This window comes from Pelosinus sp. UFO1, from assembly GCF_000725345.1.
Lineage (GTDB): Bacteria > Bacillota > Negativicutes > DSM-13327 > DSM-13327 > Pelosinus.
The window spans coordinates 2,582,575-2,606,126 of record NZ_CP008852.1; the positions used below are offsets into that span (position 1 = coordinate 2,582,575).

A 23,552-nucleotide genomic window follows, 5' to 3' on the forward strand; every position below is an offset into this window, starting at 1 on the left:
ATAAAAAAAGACCTAGCTTAGCTAAGTCCTTTGTTAGGTCTATTCCATACGTAGTATTTCCTTACGTAACCTTTTTATAATTCTTTTCTCAATACGAATATCACAAAACATGATAATATAAAGTTTCCTTCTATTAAATATATGCGTAGTTTATTATACTATGCATATATTTTTTTGCGCACGCATGTACACGCACCCGCACACACTAACCGCGACCCTGTTTCACGCAAAAAAAAGCCTCAACATCTAGCGTTAAGGCTTGTTTTTGTACGTATTAGCGAATAGCTCACGAATAGGCAAACGTATATCAACATTATATTAAATCGCAAAATTGTTTAAATAACATCATAGCCAATCCTATAAAAATTCCTACAGCTGCTAGGTAACTTCCATTTGCGACTAACCTAGCAATCTTACTTCCACCAAATGCTGATAATATCATTGGACCTACTATACTTATAATCCCACAAGCAAATATAGCAAGTGTTCCATTCACGTATATCTGAGCATCGGAACTAGATCCAGATATTAAGTCCCTAAGTCCAGCATAGCAAATTGTTGGTGTTAAGCAACTAAAAATTATTAATATGATTTCACGCATTGCGTAAAACCTCCCTAGCATTATTTATAAAATCATCGTTGACCATGATCGTACTATCTCCTGGTAATTTAAAAACCTTATCGGTAATGTAATGCTCTCTAATGGCCCCAGTTACCGTATTTATGACCGTACAGATTGAAGTATCATAATTAAATGATATACGCTCCCATGACTTACAGCGTTTCTCAAGCCACAATCTAGCCCAGTTTATACCTATACGCTGCAGGGGATTTTTGTGAACATCTATGTAATAAAAATATGGTGATGTTTGAGTACAGCGTTTAATTTTACCTTGCTGATACAATGCCGACAATCTCCTTTGGGCCACTCTAGCGGATGGATATAGTAGGAGTTGTATTTGTTTTGCATCCAATACGCCCCACTCCGTTAGAGTTTCGATAAGCCTGTTGTCCCTTTGCTTTCCCGCCCGTCTGAAATTGTTCAATCTGCTGCACCTCCTCGGGATCAAGATAAGGTGTTTGTATCTCAATTAGTTCCCTTCCGTTTCTCCACATGGCCCTTCCTGGTATGGATGGTAATAATGCGCCCTCGCCTGAGTCTAAAATGATACGGCTATCTATGTTTGATATTACTTGGTAACATAAGCGGCCTGAAAAATTTGCCTTTGCATCTCCAAATGACTTGCTGGTGAATATTTTGGATGATGGCCTTTGCGTAGCAGCTACATTGCAAATTCCTACTGACCGGCACAATCTGAGTAATGTCTCTAGGTCTTCCTGTGCATCCTTATCTTTTAATTCTGCCAGCTCATCAATAATTAGTACGATATATGGTAATTTCGTTACGCATTTGGCATTATATTTACCGATATTAACGAATTTAGATTGTTTTAATAATAGTTGCCTTTTCCGCATCTCCTGCACAAGCCTATCCAGTGCCTGACAAGCGGTTTCTAATTCGGTCACTAGCATGACACGATTTTCAAGATAGTTATACTCTGACATTTTCAAGTCAATCAATACTATCACAGGCGGCTCTGGAAGGTTTAATAATGAGTTAGCGATAACATGTATAGCATTTGATTTGCCACCGCCTGTAGTTCCTCCTATTAGCATGTGGGGCAATGATGCGAGATCGATAACTTCTAAGCCACGCTTGCTATACCCTATTGGTATTGGCAAGATTCCTTTAAGTGGATAATCTGCCGAATAAGTAAAATAATCACCTAGTAGATCGGTACTGATATTTAATATTGCCATTTTACCGGATTGACTGATATCTACCTGAACATTGTTTCCGCCTGCTGCATCCTTGAAATAATCTAGCTTGCTATAAAAATCTTTAAAACTAACCCCTGCAGGGAGTGCAATAGTAAATGTATAGCCGTTAGCGATTTTCTTCTTAGCGTGGATTTGTGGCCTTCGCTTATCTTCCCATAGGGCTTCGATCGTTTCTGTAACGGCTAGAGGTATTTCCATGTTCAGCATTGGCATTATAATTGATCGAATATCGTTTTTTATTTCAGCAAAAATATTTTCCTTCATATAATATCCTCCTATAAAAATCCACATATCTCATGATCCAAATCCTCGCTTATTACTGGCATAACTACGGGCTCCGCTCTCCCGACCAGTCTCCTACTCAATAACTCTTCTATATAAATAGCTATCCCCGGATCAATCCCGCCTTGCATTTCTGCCCTGGCCTTATCGCGAACCCATGCGGAAAAATTATTTAGCTGGCAAATATACTTCCATACTTCCTGATCGTTGATATAAACTAATTTTTGGTTTGCCATTTCATATCACCTAATACACCAAGTCCTATAGCATTATCCCAAACTGGTTCTTCGCTAGTTTCTGCTGTTGGATAGTATTGTTTTAACCAGGGCTCCAAAAGAATAGCTCCCCCACCAGCTAATAACACAGGGTATTTAATACTTAACAATCTTTTAGATATATCAGCGTAAATTCTCCGGGTTAATTGACTGGCAATCATATCACCTGGATTTTCAGCAGCATTTTCTAACTCTAGGCATCCGTAATTTAATGTGAAGCTATCCACATCTCGAAACCTACCATTAAATACACAGACCACGTTAACTGTCCTGCTTCCGATATCAATAACAATGCAATTAAGGTACCTGTTTTTTCTTGCCCAATATGCTCCCCCGCCCTCGATGCCAACTGCTATATCATCCTCGGACAACCTAATATTATGACGTTGGCCATTAACTGTTATGATGTGATTCCCTGACAATAAATTGATATACTCTTTTTTTGTTGCTTGATCGTGTTGTTCCACTGGTAAGCCTGTTACTACCCGAATATCTGTCTCACTCGCTAGCAGCGCAATTGCTGTCAAGGATAATATGGCGGTGTCTTCGTGGATCTTGCTGCGGGATACCATTTCACGACGGAACCTAGATTCGCGCTCTGCGAGTTCTCCCAGGAAGTTCCTCTGCCCGTTGATAATAACGTCATAATCTCCATAATCACCTATCTTTAGTTCTCTTGGCTCTCCTACTGTTGATTTAATGCTGGCCCTTCGATTTCCGGTTATAGCCTTTAGAGTGTCACGACCACAGTCGATTGCTATTACTTGCATATCATCTACCTCCAGCAGAAATAATACATCTTTTCAAATTCATGCGAGTTACAGAATCAGCGACAGTGTTACTCCCTTTTACCGGGCAGTATTCAAATATTTCTCCATTAATCTTTTTAACTTGATGGTACGTAAACATATAGCCACACTCAGGACAACCATCTTCTTCTCGTTCTAGCTTCCATGAGTACACTACAAAATGCAGCCCACAAACTTGACAAATATAGCTGTGAGCAAAAGTCCCTTGTTTCTCTGCTATTCCCATTTCACCGATCAAAACTTTATCAACTAACCATTTATCCATTTAACCCGCCCCTTTCTATATAGTTCTCCATATGGTTTGCTATATAGATATGCACGATTATTGATTCTGATACACTTTTATTGAATAATTTTCACTAAAATAGATAAAAATAATAACGCTCCTTTAAATTGGAGCGTCTTCAAGTAAATCTTGTAAATTTATCTCTGGGAAATCATGTTTCAGTTTATTCCAGCAATCCCAAATATGATCCCTCGTAGGTTCATTAACATGTCTTTCCCATTTATTGTATATCGTACGTTCTACTCCCAAATAAATTGCCATTTCTTTTTGGTTAATTCCCTTACCGCGCTTAGCAGCTAATTGTAACCGCCAATATTCTAATCTATTTCTGCATTCCATATAATCACGCCTTGTCCAATTATTACCATTATGTTATTCTATATTTAATAAAAATATCCTTTAAGGAGATTTAAAATGATTAAAACACTCATCATGTTATTACTCTTATTCTCAATTCCTTATACCAGTGCAGCTACTCCGAATAGTGATATAGTTATAAACAATATCGATAAGGTCCTTTTAGGGTTTAAGTATTCCAATACTTCTACATGGGGTATGACTACTCGAAGCGTACATGAAGATATTATTGATAAAAATGTTGCACCAGTATTAATAAAAAACAATTGTGAAATTGTCACTGACATAAAGTACCTAGATAAATTACAAAGTAAAGGATATGCAGACTCTACCAGTGCTGAAAAAGCGGATTTGCTAGACATTTATAAAGATGATGGTTTTCTTTACTTAATTTTTATAGAAGTTGATCCTGTAAGGCGTGCTGCTGGGATGGGTTACGAATCATCTGCTCACGTTAAGATTATCGATATGAGAAAATCAAACTATATTTTCAGTGGTAAAGTAAACGGAATGACAAAATGGGGTGGTGCGGGGACTGCATCTTCTAATGTAGGAAAAGAAATTAGAAAGATTTTAGAGGAAAAAGTATTTCCACCAAAAATGTAATCTAGAATAATATAACTCCCCAAGCAATTAAGCCTGGGGAGTTTTCATTTTCGTTCCATAAACCACTTGCCCTGATCACAAAATAAATAAACCTGCTTATTACATATCCTGCAAGTATACCTCATTCCCATCCCACCAGCTTTTAATGATGCAGCTTGGCGAACGTCTAGGAGCTTGTCAACCTCAAATACCCGCCCATCTTCCCATTTAATTGATAATGGTCTAATGTTTCCTTGTATATCATGTCTTGCTGTTACTTCTACGAAAACCTTGTAATTGCTCATATATTTCACCTCTAAAACGAACATATGTTTGTTTTTATTGTAAGGTTTTTTGAAGTGAATGGCAAGTAGTAGTTGTTGGGAATTGTTTTACGTGTTATTCGTTAAAGTGAAAATGTGTTCTCTAAACATTTTATCGTCAATAATAGCTCCGCACGCTCTTTTATTTTATCATTATTATCTAGAACATCATTAATCCATCTTTCAATAGCCACGCAGATATCTTCACAAAATATATCAACTTGTAGTTGTAATGTATTATTTAATTTGTTTAAATGTATAGTACCCCGCCCATGTGGTGCCACAAAATTAAAGTCTTCTAATATTTTTCTTGCTTTTTGACCTGTAATGTCTTGAGAACCTTGGTGTAAATAAGAACATCTCAATGCGTAAAAATCATCAGCATTTAGAAACACATGAGTAGTCTCATTAGCCCCTATTTTACGCGTATATTTTAAAAGCATATATTTGTTATACCAATTTTTATATCTCATACCTGTATTAAGAAGATTAGGGCTTTCTAATTTACTACACATATCAGGTAAGGCAAGAGCCAGAGCTAATGCTGCATACCAGTTTTGCTCATTAATGGATTTCCTAACGGCATCAACAAATACTTTTATACTCAATACTATCACTCTCCTTTTATTATTTATCTTTTCGGTATAATCCATTAATAACCTTTTAATATAAATAAAAAAAGCCCCGCCCTACCGATTAAGGTAAGACGGGGCCTATAATTTATTTCCGTTTAAGCAAATACCCACCTGCAGCAGTACCAAGTATCCATCCGATCCGTTCCTTCTTGCGAGAAGATTTTTCTTTTTTCATTTCTTCCGCATTTATTTTTGCTTGTTTTTCTAGCTCTTGATTAGCAATTAATCTTGCTTGAGCGTTCGCCATGTCGGTAACATCTATTTTAGTGGTAGAAGATGTAGAAAACTTAAGTTCTCCATTCTCACCTATTTTGACATCCGGTTGACCAGATACATTAGGCACTTCAACTTCTTGACCATTTACAATGGCAATAACTTTCCCTTGTCGCTCCACAAATTGCAGGATAGCACCCTCTTGGCTTGGGGCTTGTACGGTTACCTCTCTGATTGTCTCGGTTTTAGTATTTATCACTTGCTGGGGTAATGTGACAACGGTTTGCGTATTGGTTTTCTGTGCTTGATCAATGATGTGCTGTTTCCACTGTTGGTATTCTTGCCTGCCCCAAAACAAAAGGGCCAGTACAACGACTAGCCCCAAGAAATATTTCCAATTATTTGCGATAAACGACTTGCTTGCATCTAGATTGATCATCTTTATAAACAACTCCAATCTGGTAATTCTACTGTTTGTCCTGCTAATGCGTGAGTGCAATCATTCAGAAACTGAATTTTACCATCAGTAACAAAACTATGACAACAACATTGCCGATGGTCGTCACCTTCATCCCATTTAACTCGTATTGACGGTGAAATAGTTGGGCTATCTGCATTGCCGTTATACTGCCATACTGGTTGGTCTTCAAATGCTTCAACATTAACCTTGTGTGGATATTTACAACCAGGGCAGTCGAATAATAGTGATTTATTGTTATTGCAAAAATTTACTTTTGGCATTTATAAACCTCCTACATAATCAGTAATACCCCTAGCAATTGCCCTAGCAAACTGATCACGCTTACCTTCATCTGCTAATAACGCTTCATCATCTGCATTGGAAATAAAGGCTGTCTCTACCAACACTGCTATTGCATCAGTATTGCTTAATACATACAGGCCATTAACGTGAGGCGTAGCATTTTTAATACCACGGTCAGCCGTACCTATTGTATTAATAATTTGTGATTGGATACACGTTGCTAGTTTTTCGCCACCAACCGATCCATTACAGTACCATGTTTCACTACCTTTTGCCTCCGTGTTAGCAGCCGCATTGCAATGAATAGATACAAATAAATCTGAACCAAAGGCATTAGATGCACCGGTAATTTGATATAGTTCGTTTTCCTGTACCTCTAGCACGTCATAGCCTACATTACGAAGATAACTAGAAACACGTTGCATGATATCCCTTGCAACAACAGCCTCTTGCAATCCAGTTGCCCCTTCTGCCCCCGGATCTTTTCCTGGGTAATGTCCGCCGTTAATTGTTATTTTCATTATTTATCCCCTCCTGTGATTTCAGTCTGCTTTCTTCCTAACATGGCAATGAGCGGATCAACGCCTTGCATACCCATGTCTCGTAAATTCTCTAGAATACTTTTCGCCTCAATTAAAGCTAGATATGCGCTCATAATCTCAGTGGCAGCATGGCCCACAGAATATCCTATAATAGAAAATTGCTCTAATTGATGTGCGGCTATCAGAGCAAGCATGTACCAGATTATTTTTTTAAGGCCTTCTCTCATTCCCCGGCTACTAATCGTGTCAGTTTGCCAAGCCTTTATAAAACCACCTGCATCTTTCGAAAGCACACCCCATTTTGTCAGCCAATCCAATACTACCAAGCAACCTAATGCCCCTAATCCCGCATTGTAATCACCAAATAGCCATGTAAGACAAACGCTTAACAATATTTTTATCTGCCATGCCTCAATAAGTTTTTCCCAGTGTTTAACTATTTCCAATTCTCCACCCCCCAAAAATTTATATAAAAATAACCGCTACTTAGCGGCATGGTTCCTTCGGCATATCGTCACCTACAATAAAAATAGAGCCCATCGGCTCTTATACGAGTTTAATACCTATTAATATTTAGACACTTTATAGATTGTAGTACCGTTTATCAAGAATATACAACCTGTCTGCTCGCCAACATAACTAGTAACTAAAGGTATTTTAACCCAACTTATAGCATCTTTACTGAGGTATGTACACCGCGACATGCCACAAACTACATAAATTCCTTGTGCTTTAACAATGCCAAGACTCGCTTCTTCCATTTCTAAAACACACTCAGCTTTAGTTATATCGTCAATCTCTGCAAGTTTTCCTTTAAAAACACCAGCTGAACTTCTTTTAGGTAATCCAGTTGTTCGCCCAGTTATTGTTACATAACCACGGTCTATCCCTTGTTCGTCTGATGCAAACAAAAAAGTTTGGTCTTTATCATCATTGAGGATAAAACCTACTGGTCGTTGCACGGCGTTTTCTGTGCTAGTCAAGCGGTAAATGTGGCGATTAGCGTAGCGATAGGTATATGGGTCGAAAAATTCAAAGTCGTCGATTTGCGGCACACTGATAAAGAGTACCCACCCATTTGGATATTTCTCGCCGCAGGAGATAGCAAAACCGTCCTTTGTAGCATTACTACTATGGATATGGTGCACTGGCAAATATTCGTCAACACTGTTATAGTTCTGCAACAATTCAAAGGTCGTAGGTGTTAAATATTTTACCTTGTAAAATCTCCCGTTTCCGACACCATTACTGTCTAATCCCCCTGTATTAGAAGCATTAATTGTGTTTTCAAGGAAAGAATATAATCCGCTAAAATTTTTCTTGAAGCAAATCAAATCGCTAGTAACAAAACCATGCGGGGCAGACGTTGTTACAATAGCCTTTCCGCCAGAAGTCGCAATACTAGATACTGTTATCGGGGTTTCGTATTGAAAGCAATTAATCGGCTCTTTCGCCGCGCCAGTAGGCAGAATGTAATTTCGTCTGACAACTGACAATTCACCTGCGCTATATGCGCCTATGGAAGAATAGTCGAAGTTATTCCCAAATTTGGAAACATATGCCCCGGAGCCTAATTCATGCAAAACAACCCAAATTCGACCACCATCAGTAGTGCCAAGAATAACATGTTTTGTAGCGTTAATTCCGTTGTACGGTACATACACGGTGCACTTAGATTTAACCGAAAAAGGATTAGCTAAATATCCAGACATGGTGTATGGGAATGCTGCATCTTGTGGATTTGTTCCAAAATCAAAAGGATGTACAGCGCGAATTAATTTCATTCCGTTTTTATCAAGTATTGGCGATAAACCACCACTACCATAAGGCGTAGCATCTGCTTTCACACCACCTATATTGCTAGTATGTTGATTATAATTCCACGCAGGTAATCCAGGTTCGTATTTGTAAAGTTTTTGTTCCTCTGATGTTAACGAAGCATTCGCCGAAGGAATCCGTTCAGAAGATACAAAAGTATCATCCGACACTCTATAAACTGGTTCGTAAATAGCAGATAAATCGAAGTCAACCATGCCGCCGTTTGTAGTTTTATCGTCACTTGCTGCTGCCGGGTAATTATGATATATATTCCCAAGTCTAGTAAAAAAACATAGTCTCATGCTTGTTTCACGCGAATAATTTGAAACATCTGGTCCACCCTTTTTAAAAGGTATAAATCCTATAGCACCTATAGAATCTCCTGTTTTCCAGTTAGGCAATGAGGTAATATCAACAGTCCCTGCATTTACTCCGTCTGTTACGGTTAAAATAGTACTAGCTAAAAAAGCTTTCCAATTTTCCAGGGATGCCCATTTAGTAGCATTTACAATGCGCGATACATTAAACCCATCACCATGAAAATAGCTCCCATCCTCAGCCGTGAATAGTGAAACATCAGTAAATAAATTTGCAAATGACATTGTTATATTGTTTCCTGTTCCCGTCATTGTTGGTACTGCGCCGCGTATTTTGGTTACTTCTTTTAAATCTTTAATCAAAAACTGTCTTCTACCACTGGTTGTGATTGTCATTGCATTTCCGCCAACAACTCCTGCGCCAATCTCATAAACCTTACCTATCTCGGCATTTAGATTGTTTTGGGGGTACAATTCAGCAGTTATTACTCCGCCTGTACCTACTATTGAGTCAATGGTGCAAATAACCGCTTTAGCTTTAATATCTGGCGTAAAGGAATATATCCCCCCTATTGCAGTTGTAGCAGTAAAAATCCTTTTATGAAGAGGCGAAACATCTACAGGAGAGCTTGGGTATTCTAACAGATATGTTCCTGTAGCCGTTCCTGTACTAATAATACTTGCCGTAAATGTTGCATAGGCGTAAATATTATTAATATAGAAAGTGGTTGGCTTAACTATTTTGATTTTATTATCCACAGATATAGCGCAAGGTTCATCAGTATAGAGTAAATTCCCGGCGTAAGCACTATTAGCCAACACCGCTAATTCAATTGTGTTTGCACCATCGTTGCCGGAAGGAATAATGGTAAGTTTAAAATGTTTTTGCGTTCCTTTTGTAAAAATGTTTTTTGTTACGCCAGGTGATATTGGTTGGTAATCTATTGGTATTGCGATTGTTGAACCAAATTGCCATACCTTATATGCATATAATGGGCTATCTACCGCGCCATTAAAGGTAATGGTAAGGCTTTCATGCGCCGCCAAAGAACTTGCTGGGATTTTAAAGATTGTTTCGCCTTTTTTGAGCGATATTGTATTCCCAGATAATTCCGATGATGTATAACCAACTACTTGAGACGAAAACCAAAGACCAGTTGTTTTATCAAGCTTATTAACTTGAAAAGCAACGGTTGCCCCATAATCAGCGGCACCATTATTCTCAATTATGATAGTAAGTTCTTTTCCATATTCAACTGGGACACTTACGGCTTTACTTGTTAAAGCATTGGTTGCAATTTCTATGCGGTCTATAATTTCAACCGTTTTTAGTTTTGTTGGCGATAATAAAGGCATTTAATAGTCCCCCTTAATTTATTGTTACTGCCGGAATTACCGTAGGCAATCCATCAACATATGTAATAGCTGCCTGTGTGACTGTAAATGTTCCTAAGTGCGAAATGTGAGTAGCAGAAATAATTGTCACATTGCCGTCGTTGTTATAAGTGATGGTAAGCACTCCAGTTGCATTGTCTGGCCAAGTTATATTTAACGGTGAAGTAGGTCGTCCGTATTGGTTATAACTTATTGTCGAAGTAATGGTATATGCTTCGCTTCTAAACCATGACTTTATTGAATCCTTTAGAGTTAACAAAGCATTGCTATTAAGCATCCCATAATTTGTGATATTTGTTGCTGTTGATCCTAATGTTATGCTTAAAGTAGAGGTTGCAACATAAGTTACCCGCATATACGCCGCGTTGCTCGGTGATGCTGTCGTGTAATTCGTATAAGATCCATCCACAGATGATATAAAAGTCTTATTTGAGTCATAGTAACAGATATAACGTACAGTACTAAAAAAATAACTCGTACTAGCCGATATAGGAATAAAATCTGTTGTCTTCCAACCAGATTGCGTTGATGTCGCTCCAGTAGTCTTGTTGAGGATTGTATCTAAATAACTCGCAATCGAATTAACAAGGTTATTGCTTGAAACATAAACATCTGTATTTTTTACAGCATTACTTGCTAGTGGCGGTACATAAGCTGACTTTTGCCAACTGCCTGCACCACTTGCACCTAGCTTAATATACTGACCATTATTTGTTATTGTTGGATCGTTGGTGACTAAACAAATCGCATTAGCACCATGGGCCAAATCAGTGTTCATTAATGCAACTGTAGTAAATGCTAGGCTACCAATATTTTGAGCTGCAAGATTCGCTGCATTAGCTGAACTCGCGGCTGCAAGATTTGAATTATCAGCTTCTATTGCTTTTTGTGTAGCAATTACAGCTTGCCCAGTAGCTTCAGTCGCTTTGGTTGTGGCTATTCCTGCCTGAGTAACCGCTGTAGCAGTAGACTCTATAACAGCATTTTCAATTGTTTCGTTAATATTAGTTTCCGACTGTAATACATCATTTTTAACGTTTTCCACTATGGTTATTGCAGCTTGAGCTGCATTAGCGGCATTCGTTACCTGCGCAACTGATGCTGCCGATCCTTGATCTATAACAACTATATTATCTGTTCCTCTTACTACTATTACATTATCTGCCATTATTTCGTTACCTCCGCTGCTACATAAAACCCGCCTACTAAATTTGTTTCCACATATTCACCAGCACCGGACCACTGATTGTCATATACATATTTCGTGAAATCGTTTGGAGTTGGTCCATCTGCTGGAATACTTGCCATTTGTGTTGATGTTAAGTAAAAATAATACCATCCGTTTACCGCATCTGTTACAACTACTATTGCTTCTGCCAACACTCCACTCTGCGTTGTTGTTTTTATCTGACATTTACCTGCTAAATTCGTTAAATCAACAGGGGTATCACCTCGCCTCCATTGGATTGGTCCTGAACTAAAACTATTTCCTTGTCTTGCATAAAAATCATGTATTCCTGCCAATCAAATCACCATCCTTATATTGCCGTAATCAACCAAGTTGATGATCCACGCTTATAATACTTATCTTCATCTATTACATAGAGTAACCATCCTTGACGCGGAATGTAGTAATCCCACGCTCCACCAATAAACTGTGCTATCTGTCCATCTTTCCCCGCCCATACACCAGTGCTACTTGATGGAATAATATAAGCGTCTCCTTCTAATGGAGACGCTGGCGGAGCTGTCATATCTTTATCTTTTACGGTACGGTCTACCAAAAAGTCTAGCAGATTCAATCCTTGGTTATGTGTAACTTCTTTTTGTGCCTGCGACTGCACGATATAGGGCAGTCCCAAGTTTGGTGTTTTATCTGACATTAAATAATTTCCTCCCTTACTGTTCCTCTTCCGCGAGTTTCGCTAATTTGATAAATTCTAACGGTGATATTACTTTGTACACTACCAAAATCAGTTATTTGGTTAGCGACAGGGTATGTTGCTATTTTTGCTGTAACTGCTATTGTCCTTTTTACTGTACTACCACTCATAATATCGACTTCATATTTCTCAGATGTTTCGTTTAGGGGAGCATCTGAAAGGTCCTTCCACTCACCGTCATAGCGAGTTCTACGCATCCATGTCAAAGTAATATCTCCATTACTGTTTCTCACTCCCTCTACATGACAAGGTGCAAACGGTTTACTCATTGTTGCATTGTCCGTAAATGTCGTATTTGTGTATGTTAAATCGTCAACTGACTGTGTGGTTGGTCCAATCCGATATTGCCTTGCTGTATACCAATCACTACTATTTGATGTAATCTTGCCTAAAGTATTGGACGTTAGTAATACAAATCGCTCATTAATTGCATGTTGGCTAATTTTACTCTCGGTACCTAGTCTACCACGCAATAATCCTGACAACCTGTAAGTGTCGGTATTCAAAAGCGTAGCTGTAGTAAACTGCACTATTTCATTTCCTATTACTGCTGCATTATAGCCATTCAGTACATCTATTTCTGGTCTAGATTCCAATGTTCCGTTAATTAAAACAATATCTATCGTATTTTTATTATCCCAGAAATGTTCAGCTCCTGCGGCTAATTCAGTAATTGCATATCCCATTATTGCGTTTGCCGTGTGTTGTTGTAACAGGTCATACGTAGATCCATCATCGGACGTTTTAAAGATGTTGACTCCTGCGTAAACTTGACCAGTAGCTGCAAAATAAATCGAATCTGTCGCGCTGGTATCTCCAGGTAATTTTGGTATATCTATAAACTCAAAATATACTTGTGTGGCTGCATCTCCTTCACCTAATACTGTACTAGGATCAATGACTCTCTCCACTCGTTCATAAATAGTACCTGCAATTGCCACTGCTGATATTTTATTTAACCCCGGTTTTCCAAAAGATGATTGAGCCACGATGCAAGGATATAAGTTTCCTAGTTCATCTTCAAGTTTTAGCACATCACCCGGTAATACATCGGCATATTTACTTCCTAGAACTGTCTCGTAGGCAGTGCGATTTATCCATGCCTCATATAGTTTAGTATCCGCTAGTTCTTGCGCCTGCGAATCCGTCATTACTAGGCCTGAATCAATTGATGATTCTGTTTTCCCACTAGTTAATTGACGTTTACTAGATATTGTTTGATCTTGGTAATCAAAATCTGGTGATACATATTTTACAGTTACACTTCTAGGTAATTCAAGTTCGTCCGTTATTGTAATTTTTAGAGGTTCTGTGCGTTCTGTTTCATAGGCCCCCATATCTTCATATGGGATGATTAATGCATTTTCAGCGTGGCGCTGACGAAAATATATTTTCCCATCTCGTTCTACACCATCGAATAAATGCGTTAACATTAATGGTTCAATTTTATCACGTCCACTACTAGCACGCTCAACACTATAACCATTGACTGTAATCCCTTCAAGATCTGTAGTGTCTATATCAGATTGCTCTAGACCAGATTCAACAGTTATTTCTTTTATGACTTCGCTTAACCCATTTCTTTCTATTTCTATTTCAAATGTAAAATTTGGGATTCTACGACCAAAGTCATCTGTATAGATATCTTTAAAGATAATATAGGCTAACCCTCGATAAGCAGGTACGTTCCCAGTGCCCTCGATTGATTCCATGTAACTATCTGGTAATTGGTCCTCTGTACCTGAATGGATTGTAAATTCATGTTTTGCTGTATGTGGCTCAACCTTCAGTATAAATGTTGCACCATCTAGAATCGTATCCTCGGTAGATTTTTTATCAATAATGAACGACACAAATCCATTACTATAATAGGTTCCAAAATGAGCATCCGCATATTCTATACCGCTACTATCCTTAACACCTAAAACTTGCGAACTATCAACGTTTTTTGCTGTAAGCGTCCATGTTGATGTGGTTTGAGAATCTACACTTGCAAAAGTAAGTTTATTCTTATATTCTCCTGTTACTACGTATTTTGATTCGTATAAAGGAAATGCTGCCCCATCAGCCCATACACGTTTAATACGATTGATTGGCCCTTTACCAATTGCTACTGCGAAAGAGACACTGTAAGTGTAGGTTGTTACTTTCGCACCGCCTCCTTTTCCACCTTGTCGACTCGTTTTTTTATGTTCTACATATTTCGTACCCCACATGATGTTTCCAGCAACTCGTGCAGCACCTCCATATATTTTTCCAATGCTTTTTCCGTATGTTGATGTTTGGATTTGTAATCCTGACATCTTTGCCCCTTCAATTTTTTGTGGGAAGAGATAATTTTGATCGACATAGCTTCCAGCCATTGTCGCAACTCCTACCCAAAACGCATTCCATCCTGATCCTTGCGCTAACGCTGTAAATAAAATAGTTGCCATTAATCTACTACTCCAGGAAATTGAAATGCGTGCCGGATGCGCTTCTGCCAGTTTTCATCCATTCTCGTTTCTATGACTTTTCCAATTCCAAAGTCACCGCAAGCATGAATAAAAAATCCATCATATGATACTATTCCTAGATGGTGATCAGGGAATTTTTCTTTCATGGCAAATGTCAAAATATCTCCCGGTTTTACTTCCCTAACTGATATTTCTTTTAGATGTTTTTGAATCTCAGGATACATTTTTTCTTCACGACAATAGTAAAATGCCGTTTGCGGATAATCTACATTATCAGCAATACTAATTCCTGTTATTTCTTTATATATTCCGCGCACAAATCCGATACAATCACAAGCTACACCTTTTAAACTTTGTTGATGTTGCCATTTTGTGCCGATCCATGATCTTGCCGTCTTTATTATTTCATCTCGATTCATCTTTTTACACTGCTCCCTTCAGATACAGTATTAGCAGATCCCTGTGACGGATAACTGGCTGCATAATCATTCCCAGGTACGTGTGGCTCACCGCGAAAATTAATGACATTATTAAATTTATTCTTACACGTTGAAAAATTACCGTCACATCCGGCAATACACTTAAATGTATCACCGACTGCAACGGTAAATGTTACAGGAAGAAATGTCATAATCTTACCATTAATCTGTTTATATTCTTTAATCTCAAATGATTTGCCATTATTATTTCCGCTGGTAAACTCTAATAGGCCGTAATCAAAGTATTTATCTATATTTACTAAATTGGTATCAAATGTACCGTTTTCATGCACTGCTATAACTTGTCCTATAAAAGTATAACTGGTTAAGCTTTTACCGCATTTTGCGTCTCCTATGGTAGCTCTACATGTTTTTTGGTATATGTCGCCCGATTGTTGTTGGTACGCTTGCATTAAACCTCTTATTTCAGCTGTGAATGCTTGTTTTCCCATGGATATTTGTCCTAATGTTCCACGGCGGATCACACGTATAGGATCATTTGTATTTTTCCAGTTACATAAGAATATTTGAATTGCAGCCCCGTCATAACGTCCTGTTAGTATATCTTCTTTTGTTACTTTCTCGCTATCTATCATTCCGTCTACATCCAAGTTGTCAACTGCCATATCACGGGATGTTTCCACGGCTGTTGGAGTAAATCCAGTAGCTGCTTCATAGGTTACTCCGCCTATCAATATATCCTGATCATGACTGGTAAATCCCATAATAGCACCATCTGCAAGGGTTAATTTCCAACACCATGCGATTGTCGTAACTTCATTTTGAAGCCATGAAATCATATTTTTACCTCAATCAGCGATATTTCCGACATTGAATAGTTGTTAAAATCCTCAATGCTGGTGGGAATATAATCTGCATCAAAACGAACTGGTACATCAAATTCAAAATCAGCGGTAATAAGTTTGCCGATTAAACTGGTATTGGTGATAGTGATTGCTCCCGATTTATGATTAATCGTAATCCCAGTATTTATATAATTTCCTGCGGCATATAAAATGACTGTCCCCTCTACGGGCTTTCGAATGATGCGGGTTTCGCTTTCCTCTCCTGATATATACTTTTTTAATAGTTGCATTTGACAGGGAACTACATCTACGGTACCGATGATTTGATTTACCGCTTTATAATCTGACCAATCTTTATATCTAAAACCATATGCTCTGCCTTTTCTACACCGCCTAAAGGTAATTAACTTTGTAATATCCTTTTCATTTTTAACACCATGGGCAACATTATATTTACATCTGCCAAATTCCCAGTTTTGGTTTCTCTGCTCACTAGCTGAAGAAGTAGTCATGATGTCAGTGGAGTATTCTGGCCCACCTTCTGCGCCATAACTGATTCCTTCAGGAAACCTTATTTCATGAAATGAATTACTGGATGTATATGGTTTTGGTATTATATAATCCGACATTATCCATTCCTCCTAAATGCCCGTTGCATACCTCTTGCGGCAGCTGAACCAACTTGACTGCGTGATTGCCTAAATGATCCAGCATCAGGTGTTGAAACATTCATATTCACAACCACTGGTCGTTGACTTTGTCTTTGCTGTGATTGACCGCCACTTAGAATATTTCTAGTTTCATTAGCAGTATGCACATACCCTCCGCGATTAAAATTAATTAATTCAGGACCTTCTTCACCGACTAAGGCTAAACCGCCAGGATAAGAACCGCCTTTTGCAAAAAATTTTTTCACACTAAGCTTATTTAATTGATTTTGTCCATAGTCACTTATTTTTGGTGTTTTTGAGCTACCTGTCCCGCTCGAAAAACTATTTAAAATATTACTAAACCAATTTTGCAAAGGTTGAAAAATCAATTGTTGATAAGCCATTTCAGCGAACATATTTTCTATAGATGTCGAAATATCTTTTATCGTTCCTTTAATACCTTCTCCTAGACTTTCTACTCCTGTAAGCATGTTTTTAAAATGATCCGAAGTCTTACTATTAACGTTATTCCATGTCTGCACCATGTTGTCAGCTAAATCAATTTGCTGATCCTTGATTCTTCGTATAGCTTCGCTTGCTGCAGTAGTCATGTTGCGCCCTGATATTTGTTGCAATTGTTCGGTGGCGGTTACTTTTTCTTGTTCAAGCTTAACCCGGTCTTCCTTGGAGGTAGTTGCTGCCGTTATTTCAGCATCAATTGCGGTAATCTTAGACTGCAATGCCTGCCGATTTAATGCATCAATTTCAGCATATGTTTTCCCTTCAAGCTGTCTTAGCATGTTATTATGCTGCACGTCCAAATCATATTGCTGTAGTTTATTATCACGGATTTTTTTATTACGGGCAATTAATGCAAGCTCTTTTTTCTGATCAATCTCTTCATTAATTTTTGCTTGTACATTTTCGTATCCATCGCCTTTTCTTCCAACTTCTTTCTCACGTTCTTCTTTTTCTTTTCTGATTTTTTCCAACTCAATTTGATATTCAGCCTCGGCTTGTGCTTGTTTGTCATTGAGTATTTGAGCACCCATTAATGCACCATTATTTTTTAAAGCAGTCCATGACTCATTCCATACTTTGTTTATTTTAGCTGTGGCTATTTTTTCATACTCAACCATTTTATCTCTAACGGCTTGTGTTTCTATTCCGTATTTCCCAAAATCAATGGCTGATTTATCAAGATCACGTTGCATGTTTGCAAGTTCATCTTTGAGTTTCATTGATGATAATTCGAAAGTAGTGCTTGATTCTTCTGTTATTTTTTCATTGAGTTTCGCCATCATATCGGCTATTTTATCGTTGAGTTTTTGAGATTCTTCATAAGCCTTTTCAGCTGCTCTTGCTTCTTTTGCAGAATTATCTTTTTCTGCTCCAGGAAATTTTAATCCTAAGGCATTAGGGTCAATATTTGGCATTGCAGGTATTGGCGGGGTATTTCCTTCTTCCATATCTTTTCTAGTCTGATCATAGCTATATTGCTTTTGATATTCATCAGGGGTTAATTCAACTCTAACAGTTTTCTTAACTATCTCTTTTTTAGGAATAAATCCCTTGTTGGTATACTCTTCTTGTTCAACTTCTTGATTTTTGTAATACTTCCCATCTTCATAAAATACTTCAGCTTTTTTATTATAGCTATCAATACGGTTCTGATTTTTGAAGTAGTCAATTGCTACGCTCGTTGCCCAAGCAGCTGCTACTCCAACACCTAACCATCCACCTGCAAGGGCTAGAACAGTTTTCCCTAAACTTCTCACTGCATTACCCATGGCCCCTGCACCTGTGACCGCGGCAACTTGGGCTTCCCTTGCAGCTACAATGGTGGCTAAATGAGCATCCCGTACAGCGATTAATTGCGTTGCTAGTAAAAAATTACCGTCCTTTGCCATTTTAGCGGCTTGCAATTGCATTAGTCCCGCTTCTTCTGCTGTTACGCCTAATTTAATATAATCAGCAGCAAGGCCACGTATTTGTCCAGCAAGAACAACATTACCTGATTCCTCTGCTCTTAAAATACCAGCCGATAAGATTGCATTTTCTTTCTTGGCTACTGCTTTTGCTTTTTCAGCAGCAATGATAGTTGCTGCTGCTCCTTCGACCATAGCCATTTCTTGTGCAATGAATTTTTGTGCCAAGATACCTTGTTCGGCATATGCTGTTGTTGTCGCCATTACGGTACGCCCTAGCAGACTATTCGACGCTACTGCTCCATTTGTGGCAGCTGTAACATTTGTATACATGGTTGCTATATTTTGCAGGACATACCATGTAGCAAGCCCACGACCTACAGCGACCACATTGTCAGAAACCCATCCCGCTGCCGTACCTGCAACTTTAAGGGCAGGAACAGCAACTGTAGTAACTGGTAAAAATAACTCCTGTAGATCATCACCTATTTTTACGATTTTTGTTGATATATTGGTTAAATCTTTTTGCAGTTCAGGATTTATTTCCACTACCTTTGTTTCTGCATTTATGGTGATAAGTTTATTTCCAATTTCACCTAGCTGATTTTTAATTGCATCAAATATAGGCACTGTTCCAGTAGATCCAAGTCTAGTGATACCCTCTTTGATTTGATCAATTTTCCCAGAAAATGTGTTTTGAGTGTATTCACTAGCTACTTTAAAACCTTCGAGACGAGCCATTAAGAACTTGAATAACCCCTCAGAAGATTCCTTTGCTGCTTTAATATCTTTGTCTTTAAGTCCTAAAGCAGTGGCTAGTGTGCTGCTGGATGCTTGTATGCCACCTTGTACTAAATCACGCAATTCCTGTACTAACTGAGTGTTATTCAACCCTAGAGACTTAACTGCATTTACACCCGTACTAGTTAATTGTACAATTTCCTGCATGGTCATTTTCGCGGCAAGACCTGGGCCTAATAGTCCACGATAAGTATTAACCATTTCTTCTGACGTGGCAGCAGTTCTTAGAGCCTCATCATTCAACTGTCGCATAGTATCCTTTGAGATACTTATTGCATCGCCCCACTGCATTGTCTCGCCATTTAGCGTAGTCATGGACATGAGAATTCCCGCAATACCAATTTCATTTGTTTCCATGGTTCTGCTGAAATTCAGTGTCATATTCATGGCACCACTCGCTGCTGAACTAAGGGCATTATAGGCCATAACTCCAGCAGCAACTCCAGCGGCATTATAAACCGCGCTACTAGATGAAACACGGCTCATATTTGACACTTGCTGCGTGGCTCGCGCTACGGAATCTTCTAGTTGTTTAAATGCACCGCTCGCTTGGTCAAATGCCACTATTTTTATTTGTACATCTTTTGCTCCCATTATTTCTCCTTTCGCGAATTATCAATTGTCATACGTTCCAGCAATCTTAATTTCGCAAAATCAGCAGGGTTTAGATCTACATCTAGGAGTTCAATGACAAAATTAATAGCGGTATAATCTAAACCGATTACGCCGCCATCAATTACTCGCCACTGAGTCTGTATGTTTTTCCAAATACCCCATATCCTTTTGTTTTCGAAAAATAAATTAGGACATTTATTTTCGCACTTGGGGCAGTCAGTATTAAGCTTAGCCTTTTGGCATACTTCGCAATACTCTGCCTTTTGCAGATACCACTCCCAAATGCTTCTTAGTTTTTTATTGCTAAATCATCATTATATGTCATATTGTAAGTTCTAAGTGCAATGTAATTTGCTATGTTGTTACTTACATTATCAAGCTGTCCAGGGTAGATGTTGTCAATGATCCAGTCGTAAGTATCTTCAATTAATTCTCCAAACTTTCTATTTTCACCAGTTTTAGGTTTGCTAAAATTGCAACCCGCTTCATCCATAGCCTTACGTTCTTTTCTTGTGAGCGGTCGTGGTTCTGGCACAGTCCCAGCTGCTATTAGCTCAAGTAAAATCTCTCTATTTCTAGCTTCTTGCGCTTCGCGTTTTTCTTCCCGCTCTTTTGCCTCTTTTAGTTCTAATTCTCTAATTTCTTGTTCAGCCATTTTAAACTACCATCCTTTTTATTAATATGTTGCTTGTCCATTAACTAACGTTACGACGATTACTGCATTTTCCACACTGTTACGATAGAACCCCTTAAATGACAATTCCACTACAACACCTTTCGGGCCGTCAATTGTTGGGCTATTACGTTCATACATTAGTTCAGGGATTTTAAATTCTAATGAGTGCGTGCCATTTGTTAATTTTAATGCTATTTTTGATGTTGTTCCTGCCATGGCTTTGTTTAACAAGGTAGCATCCGTGAATAAAGCTGTTACATTACCGGATACTCCAATAATTCCCTCATTAACACTTCCCCTAAAGCCACCACTACCCAAAACATACGTGTCACCGTCAAGTCCCATATCTAAGTTAAGATCTGCTTTTGTGACAACCGCTAATGATACTCCATTATCCGTAATCGATGCTTGAAAGTTACCGAATTTAGTAAGTGGAATAGGCGTTAGCGTTGTATCAAAACTTGCATTAGAGATCGTTTCTTTTGCTCCCATAACATCAATGTTAGCAGTTAAATCACCATCTCCACCAAAGCTGATCCCAAACTTTCCAACCTTACACCCGTTAAATAAAAAATACTGGCCAATGTCAGGGAATGCTTGTTCTAACACTAATGATGGTTGGCTTAGACCAGGTTTAAAAACATGTGTATATGGTTCTGATGCTCCCGTTGTCACTGGATCTCCAAAAATCGCTTTAAGCCAGTACCCAATACCTAGTTCATCCACTGGCACTGCAATTGATCCTGAAACGTCAATAAACCCCATACTTGGTTGAGCAGGATCACGTCTCCCTGTTATTGTTTTATCTTCCGAAAGATTTTGTTTCGATTTAACTTTTGATGATTGGATTGGCATTAAAATACCGTTTGGCACCGCTGGTGTCGTATTATAAGTTGTCTCAAAATCCATTGCCAGCTGTCCACGGTAACCTTGTGCTTGTGTCATATTTACCTCCTAATACTCTAATTTCGTACCCATTGTCACCTGCATGTTTAGCGTCAAATTCATCCTCCCTGGGTACTGTGGGAAATTGCTACCTGGGTCAATATCATAATCAGCCTCGTTGACTGGGTAACTTGGATTTAATTCTGCTACTGTCTCCAGTATTAGTTGTCCAAGTGTATCTGTTTCAACGAGTCCTGGGTATGAGATATCGTTTCCTGAAACAATAGGATTTTTGTTATAAATGCACCATGCAATAGTCGCCATATATGTATTTTCTGGTTTTCCTGCACCTTCTAACTTTGATCCAGGCAGTAAAACTATATATGGACAATCGTCAGCTATAGGCGGGCTCTTTTCATCATAGCCATCATACAATTTAAATGTCTTGCCGTATTTTTCTTGACAAAATGCCTCTATCTCTGCACTTCCCCTAATAGCTACGCGCCACCGCTCGGAAATATCAGTAACCTTAATTGTCGGTATAAACATTACACACCTCTTGACTTATTGATATACTCAAATATCTTATCCTCTACCTTTGGACTGATCTTTCCTTCTAGAGCCTTGCGCATAGGATCAAATGTCTCACGAGCAGGGATAATCATGGCTGGTTTTGCTGATAAAGGAACGTTTCTAGATTTAAAATAATCACGCATTTTCTGCGTGATTGTCCTTACTTGTCCTGCTTCAATTTTTTCACCGCGTTTGATTGCTGAATTTGAAATCCACCCAATTGATTCTGACAAATCAGCAGGATCATATTTTGCTCTTACGGCACTCGCCATTTTACCAAGTACCCCAAATGTTTTTTTGTTTGTTTTTTCAAGTTTTGCCCTCATTTCCGCAGGCATAAATTTTGCGTATCTTACTCCACCAGGCGCACCACTTTTAATGCCATCTTTTATTTCTTTACGGACAAATAAACCAGCTGCCTGCATGCCCTTACGAATCCATACAGGCTGGTTTTTAATCATATCTTGTAAAAATGGTGTAGCTCCGTCAGATATGTCTATTTTCATGTTTGCCATTACATTGCACTCTCATTTGCAGTGCATTCGATACGGTATACTCCAGCGGAATAATTAACTATGTGAGCATAATTCCAAGTTTTGTTTTCATAGGTAATCGTATCGCCTAGTTTCGGATCAAGAATAACAGTAGTAACTGATCCGTCTGGTTGTTTTATTGAATTTGATTCCTGAACCTCAAAAAATGCCCTATCAGATGTTCCTTGCTGTCCAAAAGTATTACCTTTAGCATTATCCTCACCAATCTCTACTATGGCCAAAATTGCGTTATTGTTATATAAAACACTCTCAGCATGTTCATTAGGATTAAAAATGATGATATCCAAGTCAGCTATCATTAAATCTTTTAAATTCATTTTACACCTCCTAGATAGGAGAAAAGAGAGGGATTATCCCCCTCTTTAATAGTTAAGCAGCACAGTTGCTGTTGTATCTGCGGTTGCTTTCACATTCATAGCGTATCCGATATGTGTATTACTTGTTGAAACATTAGTAATCTTATTAGCTGTATCATCCCAGAATAACTCATCGCCAATACCCCAGTTAACTCCAGTTGCGGATGGGCATGTTCCGATTCCTTCTAGCAATACTGCACCTGTTGCGCCGTTAGCAATATTAGTTAATGCAATGCCACATATCTTCCCTAACGGAATTACTTGTCCTACCACAATATCTGCTGTAGCCGTGTAGTCAATGCTTCTATCATCTTGCATAAAAGTAAATTCTTTAGCCATATTATTTAATTCCTCCTAATTTTAATAGGCCGTAAATACTACGGCCTTA

At 38.4% G+C, this 23,552-nt stretch carries 30 protein-coding genes; 1 reads left to right on the forward strand and 29 read right to left on the reverse strand.

The annotated features are described in order from the left end of the window. Nucleotides 1-313 precede the first annotated feature (313 nt). The 7 genes from UFO1_RS12160 to UFO1_RS12190 form a co-directional block, all read right to left on the reverse strand. Nucleotides 314-601, reverse strand: a complete 288-nt coding sequence (locus tag UFO1_RS12160) for a hypothetical protein (protein WP_038671117.1) — start codon at nt 599-601, stop codon at nt 314-316. Next, nucleotides 594-974 carry a hypothetical protein gene (locus tag UFO1_RS12165; RefSeq protein ID WP_158442811.1) on the reverse strand — a complete coding sequence of 127 codons (381 nt, stop codon included), beginning with the start codon at nt 972-974 and terminating at the stop codon, nt 594-596. Before UFO1_RS12165 ends, UFO1_RS12160 begins: the two co-directional genes overlap by 8 nt. Next, the gene (locus UFO1_RS12170; protein WP_051788920.1) at nt 931-2,106 is read right to left on the reverse strand and encodes an FtsK/SpoIIIE domain-containing protein; all 1,176 of its coding nucleotides are present in this window, start codon (nt 2,104-2,106) and stop codon (nt 931-933) included. The genes UFO1_RS12165 and UFO1_RS12170 overlap by 44 nt, the downstream gene beginning before the upstream one ends. Before the next feature lie 11 nt (nt 2,107-2,117). Beyond that, nucleotides 2,118-2,360 (reverse strand): hypothetical protein, encoded by a 243-nt coding sequence (locus UFO1_RS12175; RefSeq protein ID WP_038671121.1) that lies wholly within the window; start codon nt 2,358-2,360, stop codon nt 2,118-2,120. Further along, nucleotides 2,342-3,169, reverse strand: a complete 828-nt coding sequence (locus tag UFO1_RS12180) for a ParM/StbA family protein (protein WP_038671123.1) — start codon at nt 3,167-3,169, stop codon at nt 2,342-2,344. The genes UFO1_RS12175 and UFO1_RS12180 overlap by 19 nt, the downstream gene beginning before the upstream one ends. Before the next feature lies 1 nt (nt 3,170). Beyond that, the gene (locus UFO1_RS12185) at nt 3,171-3,473 is read right to left on the reverse strand and encodes a hypothetical protein (RefSeq protein ID WP_038671125.1); all 303 of its coding nucleotides are present in this window, start codon (nt 3,471-3,473) and stop codon (nt 3,171-3,173) included. Nucleotides 3,474-3,596: 123 nt separating this feature from the next. Further along, the gene (locus tag UFO1_RS12190) at nt 3,597-3,833 is read right to left on the reverse strand and encodes a helix-turn-helix domain-containing protein (protein WP_038671127.1); all 237 of its coding nucleotides are present in this window, start codon (nt 3,831-3,833) and stop codon (nt 3,597-3,599) included. 75 nt (nt 3,834-3,908) lie between these two features. Between UFO1_RS12190 and UFO1_RS12195 the strand changes: the two genes are divergently transcribed. Then, nucleotides 3,909-4,457: a hypothetical protein gene (locus UFO1_RS12195; RefSeq protein WP_038671129.1), complete on the forward strand. Its 549-nt coding sequence runs from the start codon at nt 3,909-3,911 to the stop codon at nt 4,455-4,457. Between the two features lie 44 nt (nt 4,458-4,501). Here the strand turns inward: UFO1_RS12195 and UFO1_RS12200 are convergent, their stop codons facing one another. The 22 genes from UFO1_RS12200 to UFO1_RS24085 all read right to left on the reverse strand — a co-directional run bounded on the left by UFO1_RS12200 (nt 4,502) and on the right by UFO1_RS24085 (nt 23,503). Then, nucleotides 4,502-4,741 (reverse strand): hypothetical protein, encoded by a 240-nt coding sequence (locus UFO1_RS12200; protein ID WP_038671131.1) that lies wholly within the window; start codon nt 4,739-4,741, stop codon nt 4,502-4,504. Nucleotides 4,742-4,842: 101 nt separating this feature from the next. Then, the gene (locus UFO1_RS12205) at nt 4,843-5,367 is read right to left on the reverse strand and encodes a hypothetical protein (RefSeq protein WP_051788921.1); all 525 of its coding nucleotides are present in this window, start codon (nt 5,365-5,367) and stop codon (nt 4,843-4,845) included. 112 nt (nt 5,368-5,479) lie between these two features. Beyond that, nucleotides 5,480-6,046 (reverse strand): hypothetical protein, encoded by a 567-nt coding sequence (locus tag UFO1_RS12210; RefSeq protein WP_038671133.1) that lies wholly within the window; start codon nt 6,044-6,046, stop codon nt 5,480-5,482. Nucleotides 6,047-6,048: 2 nt separating this feature from the next. After that, nucleotides 6,049-6,348: a DUF6527 family protein gene (locus UFO1_RS12215; RefSeq protein ID WP_038671135.1), complete on the reverse strand. Its 300-nt coding sequence runs from the start codon at nt 6,346-6,348 to the stop codon at nt 6,049-6,051. After that, nucleotides 6,349-6,891 carry an N-acetylmuramoyl-L-alanine amidase gene (locus UFO1_RS12220; RefSeq protein WP_038671137.1) on the reverse strand — a complete coding sequence of 181 codons (543 nt, stop codon included), beginning with the start codon at nt 6,889-6,891 and terminating at the stop codon, nt 6,349-6,351. It lies immediately after the preceding gene. Beyond that, entirely contained in the window at nt 6,891-7,358 is a 468-nt protein-coding gene (locus tag UFO1_RS12225) for a phage holin family protein (protein WP_038671138.1), read from the reverse strand. The genes UFO1_RS12220 and UFO1_RS12225 overlap by 1 nt, the downstream gene beginning before the upstream one ends. A 120-nt stretch (nt 7,359-7,478) precedes the next feature. Continuing rightward, nucleotides 7,479-10,403 carry a hypothetical protein gene (locus tag UFO1_RS12230; protein ID WP_038671140.1) on the reverse strand — a complete coding sequence of 975 codons (2,925 nt, stop codon included), beginning with the start codon at nt 10,401-10,403 and terminating at the stop codon, nt 7,479-7,481. A 13-nt stretch (nt 10,404-10,416) separates the two neighbouring features. Then, nucleotides 10,417-11,610 (reverse strand): hypothetical protein, encoded by a 1,194-nt coding sequence (locus UFO1_RS12235; RefSeq protein WP_038671141.1) that lies wholly within the window; start codon nt 11,608-11,610, stop codon nt 10,417-10,419. Next, on the reverse strand, nt 11,610-11,966 hold the full coding sequence (locus tag UFO1_RS12240; RefSeq protein ID WP_038671143.1) for a hypothetical protein: 357 nt from the start codon (nt 11,964-11,966) through the stop codon (nt 11,610-11,612). Before UFO1_RS12240 ends, UFO1_RS12235 begins: the two co-directional genes overlap by 1 nt. Nucleotides 11,967-11,980: 14 nt before the next feature. After that, nucleotides 11,981-12,325 (reverse strand): DUF2793 domain-containing protein, encoded by a 345-nt coding sequence (locus UFO1_RS12245; RefSeq protein WP_051788922.1) that lies wholly within the window; start codon nt 12,323-12,325, stop codon nt 11,981-11,983. Continuing rightward, the gene (locus UFO1_RS12250) at nt 12,325-14,820 is read right to left on the reverse strand and encodes a phage tail protein (protein ID WP_038671145.1); all 2,496 of its coding nucleotides are present in this window, start codon (nt 14,818-14,820) and stop codon (nt 12,325-12,327) included. The genes UFO1_RS12245 and UFO1_RS12250 overlap by 1 nt, the downstream gene beginning before the upstream one ends. Beyond that, complete coding sequence (locus UFO1_RS12255) at nt 14,820-15,260, reverse strand: NlpC/P60 family protein (protein ID WP_038671147.1); 441 nt, start codon at nt 15,258-15,260, stop codon at nt 14,820-14,822. The genes UFO1_RS12250 and UFO1_RS12255 overlap by 1 nt, the downstream gene beginning before the upstream one ends. Further along, nucleotides 15,257-16,120 (reverse strand): DUF2163 domain-containing protein, encoded by an 864-nt coding sequence (locus tag UFO1_RS12260; protein ID WP_038671149.1) that lies wholly within the window; start codon nt 16,118-16,120, stop codon nt 15,257-15,259. The genes UFO1_RS12255 and UFO1_RS12260 overlap by 4 nt, the downstream gene beginning before the upstream one ends. Then, complete coding sequence (locus tag UFO1_RS12265) at nt 16,117-16,755, reverse strand: DUF2460 domain-containing protein (RefSeq protein ID WP_051788923.1); 639 nt, start codon at nt 16,753-16,755, stop codon at nt 16,117-16,119. Before UFO1_RS12265 ends, UFO1_RS12260 begins: the two co-directional genes overlap by 4 nt. Further along, nucleotides 16,755-20,099, reverse strand: a complete 3,345-nt coding sequence (locus UFO1_RS12270; RefSeq protein ID WP_038671151.1) for a phage tail tape measure protein — start codon at nt 20,097-20,099, stop codon at nt 16,755-16,757. Before UFO1_RS12270 ends, UFO1_RS12265 begins: the two co-directional genes overlap by 1 nt. Continuing rightward, entirely contained in the window at nt 20,099-20,404 is a 306-nt protein-coding gene (locus UFO1_RS26205; protein WP_084159932.1) for a DUF1799 domain-containing protein, read from the reverse strand. Before UFO1_RS26205 ends, UFO1_RS12270 begins: the two co-directional genes overlap by 1 nt. 5 nt (nt 20,405-20,409) lie before the next feature. After that, nucleotides 20,410-20,775: a hypothetical protein gene (locus UFO1_RS12275; protein ID WP_038671153.1), complete on the reverse strand. Its 366-nt coding sequence runs from the start codon at nt 20,773-20,775 to the stop codon at nt 20,410-20,412. A gap of 21 nt (nt 20,776-20,796) precedes the next feature. Continuing rightward, nucleotides 20,797-21,741: a phage tail tube protein gene (locus UFO1_RS12280; protein WP_038671155.1), complete on the reverse strand. Its 945-nt coding sequence runs from the start codon at nt 21,739-21,741 to the stop codon at nt 20,797-20,799. A 9-nt stretch (nt 21,742-21,750) separates the two neighbouring features. Beyond that, nucleotides 21,751-22,230 (reverse strand): hypothetical protein, encoded by a 480-nt coding sequence (locus UFO1_RS12285; protein WP_038671157.1) that lies wholly within the window; start codon nt 22,228-22,230, stop codon nt 21,751-21,753. Next, nucleotides 22,230-22,769: a hypothetical protein gene (locus tag UFO1_RS12290; protein WP_038671159.1), complete on the reverse strand. Its 540-nt coding sequence runs from the start codon at nt 22,767-22,769 to the stop codon at nt 22,230-22,232. Before UFO1_RS12290 ends, UFO1_RS12285 begins: the two co-directional genes overlap by 1 nt. Continuing rightward, a complete protein-coding gene (locus tag UFO1_RS12295) occupies nt 22,769-23,125 on the reverse strand; it encodes a hypothetical protein (protein ID WP_038671161.1) in 357 nt (118 codons plus the stop codon). The genes UFO1_RS12290 and UFO1_RS12295 overlap by 1 nt, the downstream gene beginning before the upstream one ends. 45 nt (nt 23,126-23,170) lie before the next feature. Next, nucleotides 23,171-23,503, reverse strand: coding sequence for a DUF2190 family protein (locus UFO1_RS24085; protein ID WP_051788924.1), 333 nt, complete (start codon nt 23,501-23,503; stop codon nt 23,171-23,173). Nucleotides 23,504-23,552: the final 49 nt, after the last annotated feature.

Coding starts and splice junctions, on each gene's coding strand:
- UFO1_RS12235 (WP_038671141.1), bottom strand. CDS start 11,610: ATGGCAGATAATGTAATAGTAGTAAGAGGAACAGATAATATAGTTGTT.
- UFO1_RS12270 (WP_038671151.1), bottom strand. CDS start 20,099: ATGGGAGCAAAAGATGTACAAATAAAAATAGTGGCATTTGACCAAGCG.
- UFO1_RS12285 (WP_038671157.1), bottom strand. CDS start 22,230: ATGTTTATACCGACAATTAAGGTTACTGATATTTCCGAGCGGTGGCGC.
- UFO1_RS12160 (WP_038671117.1), bottom strand. CDS start 601: ATGCGTGAAATCATATTAATAATTTTTAGTTGCTTAACACCAACAATT.
- UFO1_RS12200 (WP_038671131.1), bottom strand. CDS start 4,741: ATGAGCAATTACAAGGTTTTCGTAGAAGTAACAGCAAGACATGATATA.
- UFO1_RS12220 (WP_038671137.1), bottom strand. CDS start 6,891: ATGAAAATAACAATTAACGGCGGACATTACCCAGGAAAAGATCCGGGG.
- UFO1_RS24085 (WP_051788924.1), bottom strand. CDS start 23,503: ATGGCTAAAGAATTTACTTTTATGCAAGATGATAGAAGCATTGACTAC.
- UFO1_RS12185 (WP_038671125.1), bottom strand. CDS start 3,473: ATGGATAAATGGTTAGTTGATAAAGTTTTGATCGGTGAAATGGGAATA.
- UFO1_RS12190 (WP_038671127.1), bottom strand. CDS start 3,833: ATGGAATGCAGAAATAGATTAGAATATTGGCGGTTACAATTAGCTGCT.
- UFO1_RS12230 (WP_038671140.1), bottom strand. CDS start 10,403: ATGCCTTTATTATCGCCAACAAAACTAAAAACGGTTGAAATTATAGAC.
- UFO1_RS12280 (WP_038671155.1), bottom strand. CDS start 21,741: ATGACACAAGCACAAGGTTACCGTGGACAGCTGGCAATGGATTTTGAG.
- UFO1_RS12180 (WP_038671123.1), bottom strand. CDS start 3,169: ATGCAAGTAATAGCAATCGACTGTGGTCGTGACACTCTAAAGGCTATA.
- UFO1_RS12210 (WP_038671133.1), bottom strand. CDS start 6,046: ATGATCAATCTAGATGCAAGCAAGTCGTTTATCGCAAATAATTGGAAA.
- UFO1_RS12245 (WP_051788922.1), bottom strand. CDS start 12,325: ATGTCAGATAAAACACCAAACTTGGGACTGCCCTATATCGTGCAGTCG.
- UFO1_RS12275 (WP_038671153.1), bottom strand. CDS start 20,775: ATGGCTGAACAAGAAATTAGAGAATTAGAACTAAAAGAGGCAAAAGAG.
- UFO1_RS12170 (WP_051788920.1), bottom strand. CDS start 2,106: ATGAAGGAAAATATTTTTGCTGAAATAAAAAACGATATTCGATCAATT.
- UFO1_RS12260 (WP_038671149.1), bottom strand. CDS start 16,120: ATGATTTCATGGCTTCAAAATGAAGTTACGACAATCGCATGGTGTTGG.
- UFO1_RS12295 (WP_038671161.1), bottom strand. CDS start 23,125: ATGAATTTAAAAGATTTAATGATAGCTGACTTGGATATCATCATTTTT.
- UFO1_RS12215 (WP_038671135.1), bottom strand. CDS start 6,348: ATGCCAAAAGTAAATTTTTGCAATAACAATAAATCACTATTATTCGAC.
- UFO1_RS12265 (WP_051788923.1), bottom strand. CDS start 16,755: ATGTCGGATTATATAATACCAAAACCATATACATCCAGTAATTCATTT.
- UFO1_RS12195 (WP_038671129.1), top strand. CDS start 3,909: ATGATTAAAACACTCATCATGTTATTACTCTTATTCTCAATTCCTTAT.
- UFO1_RS12250 (WP_038671145.1), bottom strand. CDS start 14,820: ATGGCAACTATTTTATTTACAGCGTTAGCGCAAGGATCAGGATGGAAT.
- UFO1_RS12290 (WP_038671159.1), bottom strand. CDS start 22,769: ATGGCAAACATGAAAATAGACATATCTGACGGAGCTACACCATTTTTA.
- UFO1_RS12175 (WP_038671121.1), bottom strand. CDS start 2,360: ATGGCAAACCAAAAATTAGTTTATATCAACGATCAGGAAGTATGGAAG.
- UFO1_RS12255 (WP_038671147.1), bottom strand. CDS start 15,260: ATGAATCGAGATGAAATAATAAAGACGGCAAGATCATGGATCGGCACA.